This window comes from Erwinia pyri (assembly GCF_030758455.1).
GTDB lineage: Bacteria > Pseudomonadota > Gammaproteobacteria > Enterobacterales > Enterobacteriaceae > Erwinia > Erwinia pyri.
This window is the reverse complement of the sequence record NZ_CP132354.1, coordinates 43883-59787: the sequence shown is the minus strand read 5'-3', so window position 1 is coordinate 59787 and position 15905 is coordinate 43883. Positions and strand designations below refer to the sequence as shown.

Below are 15905 nucleotides of genomic sequence, written 5' to 3'. Positions count from 1 at the left end.
ATTTTGTTTTTTATCACATTCATTCAATAAAGGTGCTTTGTTGCCGGGGCAGCCCAGCTTATCTTCCAGCGTGTGCCAGAGTTGACCTGCTGGCCTGCCTCCAGTGTCAGATATAACGATCAGTTAGTAATATCGGTTTGGTTACCTTCTATTTTTCCATTTCTCCAGCCTGCTGCAAATTCAGCCGGCGTCTGATAATTCAACGATGAATGAGGTCTGGACTCGTTATAGTCCTGCCGCCAGTCATTAATGATTTTCCGGGCATGAAGAACATCGTTGAGCCAGTGCTCATTCAGGCATTCATCCCGAAAGCGGCCGTTGAAACTCTCAATAAATCCGTTCTGAGTTGGCTTACCCGGGGGAATTAAGCGCAACTCAACACCATGTTCAAAGGCCCATTGATCGAGCGCGCGACAAGTAAATTCCGGGCCTTGATCGGTTCTTATCGTCGCCGGCCAGCCACGAAACAGTGCAATACTGTCCAGAATGCGTGTCACCTGAACGCCTGTAATCCCGAATGCGGTGGTGATCGTCAGGCACTCCTTTGTGAAATCATCCACACAGGTAAGGCACTTAATCCGGCGGCCGTTGCCGAGTGCATCCATGACAAAATCCATCGACCAGGTCAGGTTCGGCGCATCCGGGCGCAGCAGTGGAAGCCGCTCAGTCGCCAGCCCTTTACGACGCCGTCTGCGTTTTACGCTCAGGCCATTAAGGTGATAGATGCGGTAAACCCGCTTGTGATTAACGCAAAGACCTTCACGCCACAGAAGCTGCCAGATACACCGGTAACCAAAGCGGCGGCGTTCAAGTGCCAGCTCTGTGATACGTAGAGATAGCTGTGCGTCAGCAGCCAGGCGCTGAGCCGAATAGCGGCAGGTTGAAAGGGACAGACCAGCCAGCCTGCAGGCTCGACGTTGCGACAGACCCGTTGCCTCACACATGGCCTCTACGGCTTCCCGCTTCTGGTCTGTCGTCAGAACTTTCGGCCCAGAGCCACCTGAAGCGCCTCCTTATCCAGCATGGCTTCAGCAAGCAGCTTCTTGAGGCGAGCGTTCTCTTCATCAGGCGACTTCAGACGTTTAACCTCAGGCACTTCCATACCGCCAAACTTCTTGCACCAGGTATAGAAGGTAGCGTCTGAAATAGCATGCTTGCGGCAGAGTTCCCTGGCCGAAACCCCGGCTTCGGCCTCGCGGAGAATACTGATGATCTGTTGGTCGGAAAATCGCTTCTTCATGGGGATGTCCTCATGTGACTGATGAAGACATTACTGACATCGCGGTGTATTAATCAACGGGGAGCAGGTCAGTCTAGAAGAAGCTTAGCTTTATTATTCCCGCCAACTTGGGTGCGGACGGAAGCGAGATTGAAGAAAGCGTAGGAAATTTGTCGTCCTGGCAGGCAACCCTTCGCGCTGGTGCGTGAGTGCGACAATATCGGCGTCTGGCAGCTTCCAGCCGGGTAGTAATCGCACGAGAGTGCCATTCGCCAACGACTCCGCAACATCCCACTCTGAGCGCATGATAATACCGTGACCGTCACATGCCCATTTTCGTATTGCACTGCCATCGTTACAGCTTAATGCAGGACGAATTCGGACATTAAGCATCTTTCCTGAGCGGCTAAATGACCAACGTGTAACATCCTCGTTGTTTTCACGTAGCGCGATACACGGTAGGGCACTCAAATCCTCCGGATGTTCGGGTGACCCATAACGCCCAATGAATTCGGGTGAGGCGCAAACATACCTTCGATTGGGCGCAACCACATGGGCGACCATATTCGATGAGCGTAGTTGTCCAATATGAACTACAACGTCAAACCGGTCATTGACCTCAACCATGGGCTGCTCCGACAGACTGAGAGCAATTTCGATTTCGGGATGCATTCGCTGAAATTCTGCAGCCGCGGGCGCTACATGATGTCGCCCAAACCCGAATGGAGCGTTGACTTTCAGCTTGCCGACGAAGCCATGTCGCCGTTCTTCCAGATCCTCCAAGAGCGCATCGAACTGCTCGACGAGATCAGCGCCACGAAGACATAGTAGCTCACCCTCGTCAGTGAATCGAAGCTGACGAGACGAACGGTCGAGGAGTCGTATTGACAGCCGCCGTTCCATCTGTTGTAGCCGTTGAGTAACAGCCGAAGGCGTCAAACCGAGCTTACGCGAGGCCGCCAGCAAGCTGTAACATTCACGGATCGTGAGAAGAAATCGGAGGTCAATAACTTCATTCATTAAGTTTATCTGAATCCTAGATTTATAATTATTAAATTCCAATCTATATCGAGAACAATAGAATGGCAATAACTAAGGAGGTCACATATGCAATTAATCGAACAAATTGAAACCCCTGCCCTACTGTTAGATCGAGATAAGCTCGATGCCAATATCCGCAGGATGGGAGAAAAACTGAAGGCATTCGACGTCGTGCTGCGTCCTCATGTGAAGACCAACAAATGTCTTGAGATCAGTGAGCGGCTGTTTGCAGAGGGACGAGGGCCGATCACCGTCTCCACGTTACGTGAGGCTGATTTTTTCCTCGAAGCCGGGTTTACCGACATCCTCTATGGAGTTGGCATCGCTCACAACAAATTTGCTCACGCTGCCACACTGATTTCGAAAGGTGCACAGCTCAAACTCGTGCTGGACAATCTCGAAACGGCAAGACAGCTGGTAGAGTTTGCTCGCAGCTCAGGCTATCGATTTGAGGTCTTGCTCGAAATTGATTGTGATGGACATCGCTCTGGACTTTCCCCTAGATCCCCAATGCTTATTAAAATTGCACAATTGCTCGGCGGTACTGGGGTCGAGCTGTGTGGGATCATGACGCATGCAGGTAAATCCTATGACTGCAAATCCCTCACAGAAATTCAGGCATGTGCAGTGCAGGAAAGAGACGCTATTGTCCGGGCCAGGGAAAGTTTGTCAGAAGCTGGCTTTGATCTCTCCATTGTCAGTATTGGCTCAACCCCTACAGCATTGTTTACTGAAGATTTACGAGGAGTTACAGAGGTTCGAGCGGGCGTCTTCGCTTTTTTCGATCTGGTTATGGCAGGCTTGGGAGTTTGCAGGGAGCAAGACATTGCTGTGTCGGTCCTGACGACTGTTATCGGGCATCAGCCAGAGAAGGGATGGATCATTACGGATTCCGGATGGATGGCTTTATCCCGTGATCGTGGTACTGCAAAGCAGGCGGTAGACCAAGGTTATGGCGTGGTTTGTGATGTGAGCGGGCGTCCACTACAAGACCTGATAGTCAGCGCTACCAATCAAGAACACGGCATAATCTCTTCGCGCTCCGGCAGACTTGAACCTTCTCAGTTACCACCACTGGGTACGCTGTTGCGTATACTGCCAAATCATGCATGCGCAACGTCGGCACAACACACTGGTTATCACGTCTTAGCAAATAACATTCGCAAAGTCGAGTACTGGCCGCGTATCACTGGCTGGTAGTTAAGGTCATTCATATTTCTTCGGTGGATGAAAATGACACTAGTTTCCGGTAGTAAGTTGTCGCCACTTGGTGACCATTATTCTTACGGCGTTGTCGCAGGGCAGTTACTGTTTGTGTCCGGACAGCTGCCGTTTTTGCCTGAGACCGGCCAGTTCCCACAGGGTTTAGAGGCGCAGACGTGTCGATCCATGCAAAACCTGTCCACAGTGCTTGCTCAGGAAGAAGCTACGCTTGAGCAGTTGGTGAATGTACCAATTCACATTGTAGACGTTGCTGACTGGCCGTCGGTCAACAGGGTCTATTCGGAAGTGATGATTATACATCGTCCGGCTAGAACGATCATTCCTTGTGGTGCCTTGATAGAGATATCAGGTGGTGCCTTGATAGAGATATCAGGAAAAGCAGCACTCAATCAATCTGAACAAGGATATTGTACATGAAAACGCCTGACATCATCCATAAGCAAGGGCCTGTCAAAATTGTCCTTTTTGACTTGCTCACTGCTCTTCTTGACTCTTGGACTCTGTGGAATTCGGTTGCTGGTTCCGAAGAAAAAGGCAGAATTTGGCGGGGGGCTTATCTAAAAGCAACCTACGGATGTGGTTCTTATCGACCATATGAGACATTGGTTGAGGAAGCTGCAGTGAGTGTCGGGCTTGAAGCTAAGTTCGCTCATACACTGGAAGAACGCTGGACCGAATTGCAAGCTTGGCCTGAAGTTAAGCGGGTACTTAAGGAGCTTCAACCACATTACAAATTAGGTGTGGTCACCAACTGCTCGCAGCGCCTCGGCCGCATTGCCGCTGATCTTGTTGGCGTTCCCTTCGATGTCGTCGTGACTTCCGAACAGGCTGGTTTTTACAAGCCGCATCCTGAACCATATCTTCTGGCGTTGCGTAATGCCGGCTTTATGCCTGCCGAGGCTATATTTGTTGCCGGCTCTGCTTATGACATGTTTGGGACGCAGAAGGTGGGGTTGCCCACGTACTGGCACAATAGGGTTGGGTTAACTGCACCTGAAGGTGCGCCGAGTCCTTTCATAGAGCGCTTCACGCTCGACCCGCTGTTGCAAGATATTGCGTCCCTAAGTCGGTCCTAGACTTCAATATTACTAATGTACAAGACGGCCTGGTGCCGTCTCTGCTTTTATTCGCTTGCATAGAAAGCATAAGTTTACAGGGCAGCCGTATTGATGCATTTGAATCGGTACTACATCAAAATTGGTTCCGCTCTCTCCTCGGGAATCGAACGCCACAAGCCGTTTTACCAACTTTAATATGTAAAGTTCCTTGTTGTTTACAGGGCTTGCGGTCGTCAATATCGTGCAGTCTTGTGATGGAATGCATGTCGATCCAAGTGAGCTCAATGTTTCTGACGTTGCGTCGTATGCAGCTGAAGAGGAAAAACAGAGCATGGGGGGAAGTTTGTGCTGCATATTATTTCTAATGATCCTATCCACGTAATGTGGACATGGCCCTGAGTGATATTCTGGTTTTCAGATTGTTCCGGGCAGAGTCTGGCACTGTGCCTCCGCCACCGATTGTAATCGCACCAAATATCACTGAACACCATCGTTCGCATCATTTCCCTGTTGATCAAGCGTTCACCGTGGATACATTCCAGCTTCAGCGTGCGGAAAAGCTTTCCGCGAATGCATTGCCGTCATAACAGCCTCTGGCGCTCATGCTGCCACGCAAATTATGTCGCCTCACCAACGTCTGATAATCTGCTGAACAGTATTGGCCACTATGATACGTTTGGACAATGATATTTCCCGGGCGTTTACGCCGTCAGAGCGCCATTTGTAGCGACTAACAGGCCAGCTGTGCCGTCATCCGTGGATGACATCGACCAGCCGATAACAGCCTGTGACTACAGGTCAATCACCACTGCTAGGTACAGCCAGCTTTCAACAGTGCGTAATTACGTGTTTTACCCACCCATTTTGGTTCAGTCCACTGGTGTAAAAGTCCTGCTTCAGCAGGTTTTCAGACACCAGCAGAACATGCTCTCGATAACTGACCGGGCTGAACCTGAATAAGCAGGCTTAGGGTGAATTGATTTACTGAGTTGTGTCGCTTCTCGCATACAGGTAGGCAGTAGCGCGCGATATCCCCAGATGCTGGGAAACCGTCTCCATCGCCTTCCTGACCTCAAGCAGGCCACTTGATTTTAGTTCAGTAACAAGTTGCTTTCTGTCATGCACGCTCAGTGAGCGCGGGGTCGTTGCGAGCCGCGCAGCGTACTGTTCTATCCGCTGTCTGATCATTTCCGTTCCGGCTGGCTCCAGATTTTCGCTGACGCTGTTATTGCTGAGGCTGGTGAACTGTGCGAGGGCATTCTGCATGCCTCTGAACAGGGTCATATCAACATTCAGGCATATTGCGGCAACATATTCACCTGCCTCATTTTTGATACCAATAGAGGTACTTTTTGCAGGCCTGCCATCGGAAAATTTATTGGCGTAATTCGCAATGATATTCGGAAATTCAGGAGAGCTGATACGGGCAAGGCCAAGCTCTGTGGCCGGATCGCCAGGTTGACGGCCAGAGAGATTATTACGGATGGAAAGAACTGCATGATCAGGCGTTTTCAGATCATGAACCACTACTTCGCAGAACGGGGCAAAAGTTTTGCTCAAACCTTCTGCAATCGATTCCAGCTGAGACAATAAAAAACTGTTTTCAGAGGCCTTCATACCACTCTCCCGCAAGCGTTTGATTAAAAATAGTTATTAGCATCTCGCTTATTTTCCAAGATTACCATAAATGTCAGCGTGTCAGGTGAAACGCAACCGCATCTGCGGGGTTCCTGGTGACCAGGATAATGAACGTCTCAATCCTGCGCAAATTTTATGGCTATCTGTAGACAGTTTCATATCTGAAATATATAAGAAAAAAAGATTACACAAAACGTATTATTTTATACATAGTGTATCGCGCTTTAATTAGGGAACTACACGGAAGTGGGCGCGCCAGACAATCCGTTAGACAGCGGATCATTGATACCAAAACGCCTAAGGCGACCATTTAGACGGAGAGTGTATGTCCTCATCCACTTTAGTGAACTCAACCAAAAAGCCGTTCTATTATTCCCTGACTTTTCAGCTTGTTGTAGGTCTCATAATGGGAAGTATAACCGGACTGCTGTGGCCAGACTTGGGCGCTCAGCTGAATCCCCTTGCAAAGAGCTTTGTCAGCCTGATCAAAATGGTGGCCGGACTAATCGTTTGTCTGACGGTCATCAGTGGTTTCGCGCAAATGAAAGAGGGATCGGGCCTAGGCAGAACGGGTCTCATTGCGGTGGTGTATTTTGAAATTGTTAGCACGATAGCCCTCCTGACCGGGCTGGTGCTTGGAAATATATTTGAACCAGGAAAAGGTCTTCACATACATGCTGATGCTGCAGCCGCAGTAAGTACACCTCATTCTCCGACCGGAACAGTGGATTTCTTCCTGAGCATTATACCGAAAACGGTAGTGGATGCCCTTGCCAGCGGTGTCATGCTGCAGGTGCTTCTGGTTTCCCTGCTGTTTGGATACGCACTCTTCGCCATGGGTGAAAAGGCGAAACCGGTAGTGGATTTTGTCAACGTGCTCAGCGATGCCACTTTCAAAGTGGTTGGGATCATCCTCAAACTTGCTCCGATCGGCGTTTTCGGCGCCGCGGCGTTCATGCTCGGTAAATATGGCCCCCATGCCTTACTGCCCCTTCTGGAACTTGTAGGGCTGGCCTATCTCGGGGGGCTTTTCATGGTGCTCGTGATTTTTACAATCGTTGCACGTCTGACCCGATTTAACCTTTTTTGGTTTATTAAACACATTCGTGAAGAGCTGATTATTGCCTTTACAACTTGCTCCTCCGAGGCTGCCCTGCCGGGTCTGATGAATAAACTTGAGCAGGCGGGCTGCCAGCGCACAACGGTTGGGTTTGTTGTACCGGCCGGTTATTCACTTAACCTTGATGGTGCCTCTATTTACCTGACTCTGGCTGCACTGTTTATCGCCCAAGCGGGGGGGCTTGATCTCAGTTTTGGCGAGCAGGCAAGCCTGCTGTTTGTCTTCCTTCTGACGTCAAAAGGTGTTGCCGGCATCACGGGCGGATCCTTTGTGACACTATCAGCGACTTTACTGATGTTGCCTAACATTCCGCTTGAGGGTCTGGCTTTCATCCTTGGCGTTGATCGCCTGATGGACACCATGCGTGCCTCCGTAAACGTTCTGGGCAACGGCGTAGCCACCATGGCCATATCCTGGTGGCGAAAGGAACGCGCAGATGCCGTAGCTACTCCACTGGCCCAGCGTGATGAACCCTGAAAATGTCACGGGCCAGTCTGTCAAAATCACAATACGCTGGAGAACAAATCATGAGCAGAGAAATTGTACTGAACGGGGCCGAAAGCGCATCGCCAGCAGGCCATTACTCACATAGCTGCACGGCAGGAGGCTTCGTCTGGATCTCGGGGCAATTACCTGTCACCCCGTCCGGAGAAAAGATTGCCGGTGCGCCGTTTGGTGAACAGGTTCGTCAGGTTCTCAGTAATCTGGATGCCTGCCTTGCCGGGGCTGGCGTAACTCGCAGAGAACTGGTTTCGGTACGAGTCTACGTGACGGATATCGGGCTGTGGCCCGAGTTCAATAAGGTATACGCAGAATGGATTAAGGATTACCGTCCTTCACGGGCAGTCGCCGGCGTTTCTGAGCTGCACTACGGTTCCGCCGTCGAAGTAGAAGCTGTCGCGCTGGTCCCGGCAGTCATCTGATCGATTTTTATGCGCCCCCAGATATAACAGGAGTTTTAAGTGAAGTTTATTTCTGAACATGAGTCCGCTGCCCTCATCAGCCATGAAATGGCCTATTACGCGATCAGGGAATCACTGATCGCCGCCAGCGAGCCAGGCACGCTCAATTTTCCGGTAGTTCACGGTAAGGGATCAATTACTGTGAACTCTTTCAGCATCAAAGCATCGTCAACCTCAGAGCTTGCCGGACTTAAAGTCGGTTCATACTGGCCGGGGAACAGTGATATTGGGATACCGCGTCACAACTCTTTAATCCTGTTGTTCGATCAGGAAAAAGGCAAAATAGATGCTGCAATTGAGGCTGGAAAGGTAAATGCATTCCGGACTGCAGCAGCGAATGCCGTGGCCGCTGACGTGCTGGCCAGACCCGATTCAGCCGTACTAGCCGTGTTTGGTGCTGGGCATCAGGCCCGCTATGAATGTGCCGCGCTGCTCAGAATCCGGCCCATTCATACTGTTCTGATTGTAGGCCGCAGTCCGGAACGTGCTCAGAAAATGGCGGATGAATTCCGGGAGAAGGGCATTAACGTTTACTGCTGTGATGCTGAAAAAGCCTGCCGGGAAGCGGATATAATTGTCACGGCTACGCCTTCACGCAGCCCGCTATTTCTGGCTGAGTGGGTTCGTGCGGGTACGCACGTAGTGAGTATGGGTTCAGATGCTGCTGGCAAACAGGAATTGCCTGCCGAATTGCTGACTAAGTCGCGCCTGTTCTGCGGTCTGCCTTCTCAGTCGCGACACATTGGCGAGTTTCAGCATGCTCCTAAAGATACAGAAGTTATTGCAATTGGTGATGTGCTGACCGGCAGGGCTGAGGGACGCACAATTAATGATGGCATCACCATCTTCGACAGTTCAGGCCTGTCGGTGCAGGATCTATATATTGCAAAGGCGTTGCTTAATCTATGGGACCTTCATACGGCTGACAGCTAAGCTAAGCCTGTACATAAATTTGTGTAATTGCCTGATTTTGGTATGTTCAATCCAGCATCAAATGAAGGTTAATCTATGGACGAAAAACAGTTACAGGCTCTGGCTAACGAACTGGCCAAAAATCTCAACACCCCCGACGATCTCAGTCAGTTCGATCGCCTGCTGAAGAAAATCAGCGTTGAGGCGGCGCTCAACGCCGAAATGTCCCATCATCTGGGCTACGATAAAAACCAGCCTAAACCGGGTGCCAACTCCCGCAACGGTTATTCCACAAAGACCGTTACCACCAGCGATGGTCCTCTGGAACTAAGCACGCCGCGCGATCGTGATGGCTCTTTCGAACCGCAACTGGTGAAGAAAAACCAGACCCGGATCACCGGGATGGGTAACCAGATTTTATCGTTATACACCAAAGGGATGACCACCCGCGAGATAGCGGCTGCGTTCAAAGAGCTGTATGACGCTGATGTCTCTCCGGCGCTTGTCTCGAAGGTCACCGACGCCGTGATGGAGCAGGTTACCGAATGGCAAAATCGTCCACTGGATGCAGTCTATCCCATTGTTTATCTTGACTGTATCGTCCTGAAGGTCCGGCAGGACAGTCGCGTCATCAATAAATCCGTGTTCCTGGCCCTGGGTATAAACATCGAAGGCCAGAAAGAACTACTGGGTATGTGGCTGGCCGAAAACGAGGGCGCGAAGTTCTGGCTCAATGTGCTGACCGAACTAAAAAACCGCGGTCTGAACGATATCCTCATCGCCTGTGTCGACGGCCTGAAAGGCTTCCCGGACGCCATCAACAAGGTCTATCCGGAAGCCCGCATCCAGCTGTGCATCGTGCATATGGTGCGCAACAGCCTGCGGTTCGTCTCCTGGAAGGACTACAAAGCTGTCACCCGCGACCTGAAAGCCATCTATCAGGCCCCTACGAAAGAAGCAGGCCAGCAGGCTCTGGAAGCGTTCGCCAGCGCCTGGGACGGCCGTTATCCGCAGATAAGCCGGAGCTGGCAGGAAAACTGGGCAAACCTGGTGACGTTCTTCGCTTACCCGGCAGACATTCGCAAGGTGTTCCCGACGGACGACTCGGTGAAAAAGGTGGTGTGGCTGGCAATCCAGGCTGCGTCACAGAAATGGACGATGCCGCTGAGAGACTGGCGTATGGCGATGAGCCGCTTTATTACCGAGTTCGGTGACCGCCTGGACGGTCTCTTCTGAGAAAAGGCATTTACACAGAATCATGTACAGGGTCGCAGAGCGGTTCAATCAGTGTGTTGTATCCATCGGTTGAACTCACAGCCAGAAGCGGCCTGTACTAAAAAGGCTTAGCGTAGGATATTTCCGTTTTCTAAGCGGCCCCCTCTAACGCTGCTTTCCTGAAATTACAGAAAGCGGAAAGGGCAGGAAGTTCAGCTAGCAGGGCATCACGCCATTACGGGGAATGCCGGTACAGGCGCGAGCCGTGACTGTCTTCGAAAGGCGAAGCGGAGAACACGTTAATATTCTTGCCATTCACAGAGAAGACTATATCTCTCCGCTTCATACGATGGTAGCTAGCCACTGAATCCTTTTACATACAAGCTGGATGATTAAGAAAAAGGTGCCGGCTCATTCTTTTTATCGCCGCTGACATTATCAGCAATGATAGATGCTGTGTCAGTTGCGGCGGTAATTCCCCAGCCGACTGGCCCACGTGATGCGCTCATGGCACCTTCAGCCAGACCTGTGAGGCCTCCGAGAATCGCGCCTCCAGCATCTTTTGATTCACCAATATTGTTGAAGAAAGGCGCAACAATTGATTTTAGGATAGGGATGTTACTGAGGATTTTACCGATCTCGCCCATGCCCCACTGGAAGTTATCCTTATTACTACCATCATTACGTACGTGTGTATCTTTAGTTTGCGGCAGCGCATACTTGCCATCACTGTTTTTCAACATCCCGAGGCCTTGCTCGGCCACATCTTTCAGCACGCCAGCTTCGGTGCCGTGGCGGGCATCACCATCTTTTGTGATCCCCTGTATATCTCCATCGCCAGTACGGCTGTCGCCATTTTTGGTATCCATCCCATCAATACTGTTAAGTACTTTAGCCATATTATAGGCAGCGTCAGCACGTGAAGCCGGGTCTTTATTATCCGCAGTCCAGTCGCCAAAACGTTTTTTTAAATCATCCTGTTTAATGTCTTTCTGGTTGCCCAGATCCTTCAGCACAGGGTTATCGTTAATGATGTCATCGGCACTGCGGGTATCACCTACCGGCCGGCCCTTGAGGTTGTCATCGGTTGGGATTTGTGTAGTGTCTTTCTCACTTCCCGTAATCTTTGTTGGGATATAAGGCTGACCATCAGCAGAGGTTCCTTCAGTCTGTCCCTCAGAAGAAGTAGCCATCGTCTGAGAGTCAGACTGAGATCCTGAAGAGCTGGCTCCCGTAGACGGCTTTTCATTGGACGAAGTATCCGACGTACTGCCTGGAGGCTGCGTAGAGACTGGCTGGCTATTATTACTCATAATCTGCTTTAACAATAACTGAATAAGCTTCTGCAACATCTGCTGTTGTGAACCCGAGGATGCGGGTGCCTCTACCTGTTGAGGCCCAGGCCCCAGCAGTGATGAATAGGGCATGCACGAAGAGGTCGGTGATGAATCCCCGCCAAACAGGACACTCAATTTCCCCGATCCGGCAGTTGTAGCAGAATCATAGCCACTACCACCAAACGTGCTGGAGCCAAAGCTGACCGCACTGGCCCCTTTATCTATATAACCAGCCACTGTGCCTGTCTTGTTGAATGCTGAGCTGCCATTATTTTCTGAAATATTGCTACCTGATGTTGACGTTTTGCCATTTGGAGTGACATCCTGTTTCCCACCATCTTTTAACGGCTTGGGCATATCGAATTTACTGGCAGCAGACTCTGCCCCAGAAGCGCCATTAAAACCACCTAAGCTTACCTTCATAACAATCTCCATTCAGATGTAGTGAAAAGGGTTGGTAAATTTTGTTCGTTTAAGTTCTGATGTCGGATGAGCATGGATAGATTCGCTCTAATTTGGGTGGTAAAAAAGTCTATCTGGGTCCATTAATAATCTTAATGTATGATTGAACCATTAACGGGAGAAGGTATCTGGAGGTAATATGCGCATTAGAGTTGAAACAGAAGCTAATACTGAATCGCCACGGGTTTAACAGACACCTCAGAGTCATTTAAGATGACTGAAAAGAGATGTACTCATGAGCGGTAAACGTTATCCCGAAGAGTTTAAAATTGAAGCGGTTAAACAGGTTATTGACCGCGGCCATTCCATTGCAAGCGTCGCCACCCGTCTTGATATCACCACGCACAACCTCTACGCCTGGGTAAAAAAGTATGGCCCTGATTCATCAGCCACTAAAACGCAGTCCGATGCCCAGTCTGAGATCCGGCGACTTCAGCAAGAACTGAAGCGGGTTATCGACGAGAGAGACATACTAAAAAAAGCCGCTGTAGATTCAATCTGTCAACGCTACACCCCTTTCAATTATCTCTTTCGGTGTTTTGAACTTCAGTGACTTTCTGGGTCTGTTATTTAGCTGCGTTGCAACTTGATCCAGCTCATTTTGAGTATATTGGGCAAGGCATGTTTTTTTGGGAAAGTACTGTCGGATTAACCCATTAGTATTCTCGTTTGTTCCCCGTTGCCAGGGACTCTGAGGATCGCAGAAGTAAACTTTAACTCCTGTGCTGCCAGTAAATTCCAGATGCCTGGCCAGCTCCATTCCTCTGTCCCATGTCAGTGATTGCCGGAGTTCAGGTGGCAAGCTCAGGAATTTATCTGTAAGAGACTGATTCACTGATAAAGCATCTTTGCCTCTGAGTCTCAGGATAATCGTATAACGTGATTTTCGGTCTACAAGTGTGGCTAGGTGAGAGTTTTTTGTACCCGATACTAAATCGCCTTCCCAGTGCCCCAGAGAGCGTCTGTTATCGATATGCCGGGAACGTTCGTGGATTGGCGTTCCGTTCACTATGTTGATCGTGCCTCTTTCACCTTTGCGGGTATGGCGTCTGCCATGACGGAGGCTGTGTGATCGGCGCAGATGTTGTACATTCAGGTGGTGTAGCGCTTCACGACTACGAAAGTACAGCGTCTTATAAATTGTCTCAGGTGATATTCGCAGTGTTTTTTGACGTGGCTTCGTTCGCCTTAGCCATCCTGATATTTGCTCTGGAGACCACTTCATCTCCAGCCTTTCCAGAACAAGCTCTCGCAACGGCATATTCTGATCCAGCAAGCACGATTTTGGTCTTTTTGCCATCCTGTTAGCCCGGTTATTAGCATCAACGGCTTTGTAATAGCGCCTGCCACGATTACGCTGAACTTCACGTGAGATCGTCGAAGGGCTACGATTCAGCGCAGTAGCGATCGCACGAATGCTCATTTTGGCTGACAGGCCTGCTCGTATTTCCTCGCGCTCAGGCAGCGTCAGGTGAACTGCAGCCCGCTTGCGCTCATTAGGTTTTATGCCGCCAGTATATCTTAACATTGTGAAGATGGTTCCTGGTTTCGAACCCAGGATATTAGCTATCTCATTGAAGCCTTTTCCGTTCTTCCACAATTTAAAAACAGATGCCTTTTCCTTTGCTGTAGATGTCCGTCTCATCCAACAATCCTCCGCAACTACATGTTTTCACATGACTGTTGCGTTGACCAATTGAATCTACAGATCGGGCAGATCAAACAGTTCTGGCTTGAGTCAGGCTGCGTCTATGGTTATCGCAAGATCCATCTCGATCTGCGTGATACCGGGCAACAGTGCGGAGTGAACCGGGTCTGGCGGTTGATGAGACGTGCCGAAATAAAGGCTCAGGTCGGGTACCCAAGCCTGCGGGCACGCAAAGGTGAGCCAGCATCGTGGTACCCAACAGGCTCCAGCGGCAGTTCAATCCGGACGCACCCGATGAGCGTTGGGTGACGGACATAACCTGTATCCGAACCCATGAAGGCTGGCTGTATCTGGCCGTGGTGGTTGATCTGTTCTCCCGAAAAGTTATCGGCTGGTCAATGCAACCCCGGATGACCAAAGACATTGTCCTGAACGCATTACTGATGGCGGTGTGGCGGCGTAATCCTAAAAAGCAAGTGCTGGTTCATTCTGATCAGGGCAGTCAGTACACAAGCCATGAGTGGCAGTCGTTCCTGAAATCACACGGTCTGGAAGGCAGCATGAGTCGTCGCGGTAACTGCCACGACCACGCGGTTGCGGAAAGCTTTTTCCAGCTACTGAAACGGGAACGGATAAAGAGGAAGATCTACGGAACGCGGGAAGAAGACCGCAGCGATGATTTTGATTACATCGAAATGTCTTATAACTGTAGGCGTCGGCATGGCTCAAGTAATCAGATGTCACCTGCAGAATATGAAAACCAGTACTATCAACGGCTCGAAAGTGTTTAGATTATCCGTGGCGATTCAGGTCGGAAATTTCGGCGGTTCCGGCACAGAACCCCGATTAAATCCAGTTCAGCTTAATATATACAGTTAAACTGTATATATTAAGGGGTTTGGTATGTCTGAACCGAACAAAGTTGTGGTACAGCGCTTTAACCAGCATGTAATTACCGAGGGCAACCGGCAGGCATTTGAAGCTTTGGTAGCTAACAATTTCATCAATCGATCTGCGCCAGCGGGCGCAGCCAATGATCGTGAAAGCTTATGGAGCACCTTTGATCAAATCCTGCGCCCTGCGCTCACTGAATTACAGGTCAGGATTGAAGACCAAATTGCCGAAGGCGATTGAGTCTCCACGCGTAAAACGCTAACAGGCATACATAGCGGTGAACTTTTGGGAGTGGCGGCCACTGGCAAAAGCGTAACTATTGCGGTGAATGATATGGTGCGTATTGTTGAGGGTCAATACGTCGAGCACTGGGGATTGAACACACTGGATAAAGTGGTAAGCCGCCTGAAGCACGATTAAAGAAGTTTACGCAGCGCCATCATCCCTTTTTGCAGCTCCTCGCGAGCTGCATCATCAAGCATGTCGACGATCTGAGCAGCGATCCAGTTTGCACGCTGTGTCCGCGCCTCCGCCAGCAATGCACGCGCGCTTTCACTCAGTACGATCAAATGCGTTCGCGCGTCCTGGTGACACTTTTTCCGCTGCACCAAACCTTGTCGTTCCAGCTCATTGATCACTAGGCGCATGCTTTGATGTTTAACACCACGCAGGCGGGCAAGCTCAGTGATAGAAAGCGCCCGATGCGTATCGAGCAGATCTAACGTTTCATGCTGTGAGGTGCGCATACTGGAGGTTGCTACGCGAACATTGCGTACGAATGCGCTGACAATCTGGCGCAATTCCTCAGCAAGCGACTGAGTTTCAATGGTCAAAGGAGCAGGCCCTACATATTTATGGAAACACAGTATAAAAAATTTCTGTTTTGCATCCGGATGCTCATAAAGGCCTATCTTATCAAATTTAGATCGATCGCATGCTACATTTACAGTATCGGTAAAGGATATGAAGCGTTGCTTCAGCGATTTTTTAAGTCATGTAAGGTCAGAGGACGTGATACCCATGTGTTGAGCCACCTCCTCTCGGGTCAGATTTTCCTAGCAGCGCCATTCTGCAAGGATTTCACTCAACAGCCCTTGAAGGGTTTCTTCATCAAAGGCTGCACGATATTCAGGATCGCGCATCCATTCCTGGTGCTTCTCATGATGCGTTCTCAT

13 protein-coding genes and 4 pseudogenes are annotated in these 15905 nt (G+C 50.1%); 10 read left to right on the top strand and 7 right to left on the bottom strand.

Annotation, left to right across the window (positions count from 1 at the left end):
- Nucleotides 1–119: 119 nt before the first annotated feature.
- Both Q3V30_RS21710 and Q3V30_RS21705 read right to left on the bottom strand, forming a co-directional pair.
- A protein-coding gene (locus Q3V30_RS21710; RefSeq protein ID WP_306213334.1) for an IS3 family transposase occupies nt 120–1240 on the bottom strand; the annotation gives its coding sequence in 2 pieces (ribosomal slippage) (nt 120–982 and nt 982–1240; 1122 coding nt in all).
- A 93-nt stretch (nt 1241–1333) separates the two neighbouring features.
- Nucleotides 1334–2239 carry a LysR family transcriptional regulator gene (locus Q3V30_RS21705; RefSeq protein ID WP_306213333.1) on the bottom strand — a complete coding sequence of 302 codons (906 nt, stop codon included), beginning with the start codon at nt 2237–2239 and terminating at the stop codon, nt 1334–1336.
- Between the two features lie 87 nt (nt 2240–2326).
- Between Q3V30_RS21705 and Q3V30_RS21700 the strand changes: the two genes are divergently transcribed.
- Genes Q3V30_RS21700 through Q3V30_RS21690 form a run of 3 tightly spaced genes read left to right on the top strand, consistent with a single transcriptional unit; the run spans nt 2327 to nt 4560 of the window.
- Entirely contained in the window at nt 2327–3460 is a 1134-nt protein-coding gene (locus Q3V30_RS21700) for an alanine racemase (protein ID WP_306213332.1), read from the top strand.
- Between the two features lie 33 nt (nt 3461–3493).
- Nucleotides 3494–3901, top strand: a complete 408-nt coding sequence (locus Q3V30_RS21695; protein WP_306213331.1) for a RidA family protein — start codon at nt 3494–3496, stop codon at nt 3899–3901.
- On the top strand, nt 3898–4560 hold the full coding sequence (locus Q3V30_RS21690; protein ID WP_306213330.1) for an HAD-IA family hydrolase: 663 nt from the start codon (nt 3898–3900) through the stop codon (nt 4558–4560). The genes Q3V30_RS21695 and Q3V30_RS21690 overlap by 4 nt, the downstream gene beginning before the upstream one ends.
- A 383-nt stretch (nt 4561–4943) precedes the next feature.
- Here Q3V30_RS21690 and Q3V30_RS21685 read toward each other — a convergent pair.
- Nucleotides 4944–5496, bottom strand: a pseudogene (locus Q3V30_RS21685) (DDE-type integrase/transposase/recombinase); the annotation flags it as partial.
- Between the two features lie 27 nt (nt 5497–5523).
- Nucleotides 5524–6159: a helix-turn-helix transcriptional regulator gene (locus Q3V30_RS21680; protein ID WP_306213329.1), complete on the bottom strand. Its 636-nt coding sequence runs from the start codon at nt 6157–6159 to the stop codon at nt 5524–5526.
- Nucleotides 6160–6505: 346 nt separating this feature from the next.
- Here Q3V30_RS21680 and Q3V30_RS21675 point away from each other — a divergent pair, with 346 nt between their 5' ends.
- The 4 genes from Q3V30_RS21675 (at nt 6506) to Q3V30_RS21660 (ending at nt 10410) form a co-directional block, all read left to right on the top strand.
- A complete protein-coding gene (locus Q3V30_RS21675; protein ID WP_306213328.1) occupies nt 6506–7777 on the top strand; it encodes a cation:dicarboxylate symporter family transporter in 1272 nt (423 codons plus the stop codon).
- 50 nt (nt 7778–7827) lie between these two features.
- Entirely contained in the window at nt 7828–8223 is a 396-nt protein-coding gene (locus Q3V30_RS21670) for a RidA family protein (protein ID WP_306213327.1), read from the top strand.
- Nucleotides 8224–8262: 39 nt separating this feature from the next.
- Nucleotides 8263–9195: an ornithine cyclodeaminase family protein gene (locus Q3V30_RS21665; RefSeq protein WP_306213326.1), complete on the top strand. Its 933-nt coding sequence runs from the start codon at nt 8263–8265 to the stop codon at nt 9193–9195.
- A 75-nt stretch (nt 9196–9270) separates the two neighbouring features.
- Nucleotides 9271–10410, top strand: coding sequence for an IS256 family transposase (locus Q3V30_RS21660; protein WP_306213325.1), 1140 nt, complete (start codon nt 9271–9273; stop codon nt 10408–10410).
- A 371-nt stretch (nt 10411–10781) separates the two neighbouring features.
- On the opposite strand, the gene Q3V30_RS21655 is transcribed toward Q3V30_RS21660, so the two are convergent.
- Complete coding sequence (locus Q3V30_RS21655) at nt 10782–12149, bottom strand: hypothetical protein (protein ID WP_306213324.1); 1368 nt, start codon at nt 12147–12149, stop codon at nt 10782–10784.
- Nucleotides 12150–12423: 274 nt separating this feature from the next.
- Between Q3V30_RS21655 and Q3V30_RS21650 the strand changes: the two are divergent.
- A pseudogene (locus tag Q3V30_RS21650) lies at nt 12424–12672 on the top strand (transposase); the annotation flags it as partial.
- A 9-nt stretch (nt 12673–12681) separates the two neighbouring features.
- Here the strand turns inward: Q3V30_RS21650 and Q3V30_RS21645 are convergent.
- Complete coding sequence (locus Q3V30_RS21645) at nt 12682–13833, bottom strand: IS30 family transposase (protein WP_306213323.1); 1152 nt, start codon at nt 13831–13833, stop codon at nt 12682–12684.
- Between the two features lie 63 nt (nt 13834–13896).
- Here Q3V30_RS21645 and Q3V30_RS21640 point away from each other — a divergent pair.
- A pseudogene (locus Q3V30_RS21640) lies at nt 13897–14627 on the top strand (IS3 family transposase); the annotation flags it as partial.
- Nucleotides 14628–14739: 112 nt separating this feature from the next.
- Nucleotides 14740–15150: pseudogene (locus Q3V30_RS21635) on the top strand (ester cyclase).
- Here Q3V30_RS21635 and Q3V30_RS21630 read toward each other — a convergent pair.
- Nucleotides 15147–15563 carry a MarR family transcriptional regulator gene (locus Q3V30_RS21630; RefSeq protein WP_306213322.1) on the bottom strand — a complete coding sequence of 139 codons (417 nt, stop codon included), beginning with the start codon at nt 15561–15563 and terminating at the stop codon, nt 15147–15149. The pseudogene Q3V30_RS21635 and the gene Q3V30_RS21630 sit on opposite strands and share 4 nt — an antisense overlap.
- Nucleotides 15564–15905: the final 342 nt, after the last annotated feature.

Bases quoted from the DNA above. Each gene is read 5' to 3' on its own strand.
- Q3V30_RS21645 (WP_306213323.1), bottom strand. From the start codon at position 13,833: ATGAGACGGACATCTACAGCAAAGGAAAAGGCATCTGTTTTTAAATTG.
- Q3V30_RS21695 (WP_306213331.1), top strand. From the start codon at position 3,494: ATGACACTAGTTTCCGGTAGTAAGTTGTCGCCACTTGGTGACCATTAT.
- Q3V30_RS21660 (WP_306213325.1), top strand. From the start codon at position 9,271: ATGGACGAAAAACAGTTACAGGCTCTGGCTAACGAACTGGCCAAAAAT.
- Q3V30_RS21690 (WP_306213330.1), top strand. From the start codon at position 3,898: ATGAAAACGCCTGACATCATCCATAAGCAAGGGCCTGTCAAAATTGTC.
- Q3V30_RS21680 (WP_306213329.1), bottom strand. From the start codon at position 6,159: ATGAAGGCCTCTGAAAACAGTTTTTTATTGTCTCAGCTGGAATCGATT.
- Q3V30_RS21675 (WP_306213328.1), top strand. From the start codon at position 6,506: ATGTCCTCATCCACTTTAGTGAACTCAACCAAAAAGCCGTTCTATTAT.
- Q3V30_RS21700 (WP_306213332.1), top strand. From the start codon at position 2,327: ATGCAATTAATCGAACAAATTGAAACCCCTGCCCTACTGTTAGATCGA.
- Q3V30_RS21705 (WP_306213333.1), bottom strand. From the start codon at position 2,239: ATGAATGAAGTTATTGACCTCCGATTTCTTCTCACGATCCGTGAATGT.
- Q3V30_RS21670 (WP_306213327.1), top strand. From the start codon at position 7,828: ATGAGCAGAGAAATTGTACTGAACGGGGCCGAAAGCGCATCGCCAGCA.
- Q3V30_RS21655 (WP_306213324.1), bottom strand. From the start codon at position 12,149: ATGAAGGTAAGCTTAGGTGGTTTTAATGGCGCTTCTGGGGCAGAGTCT.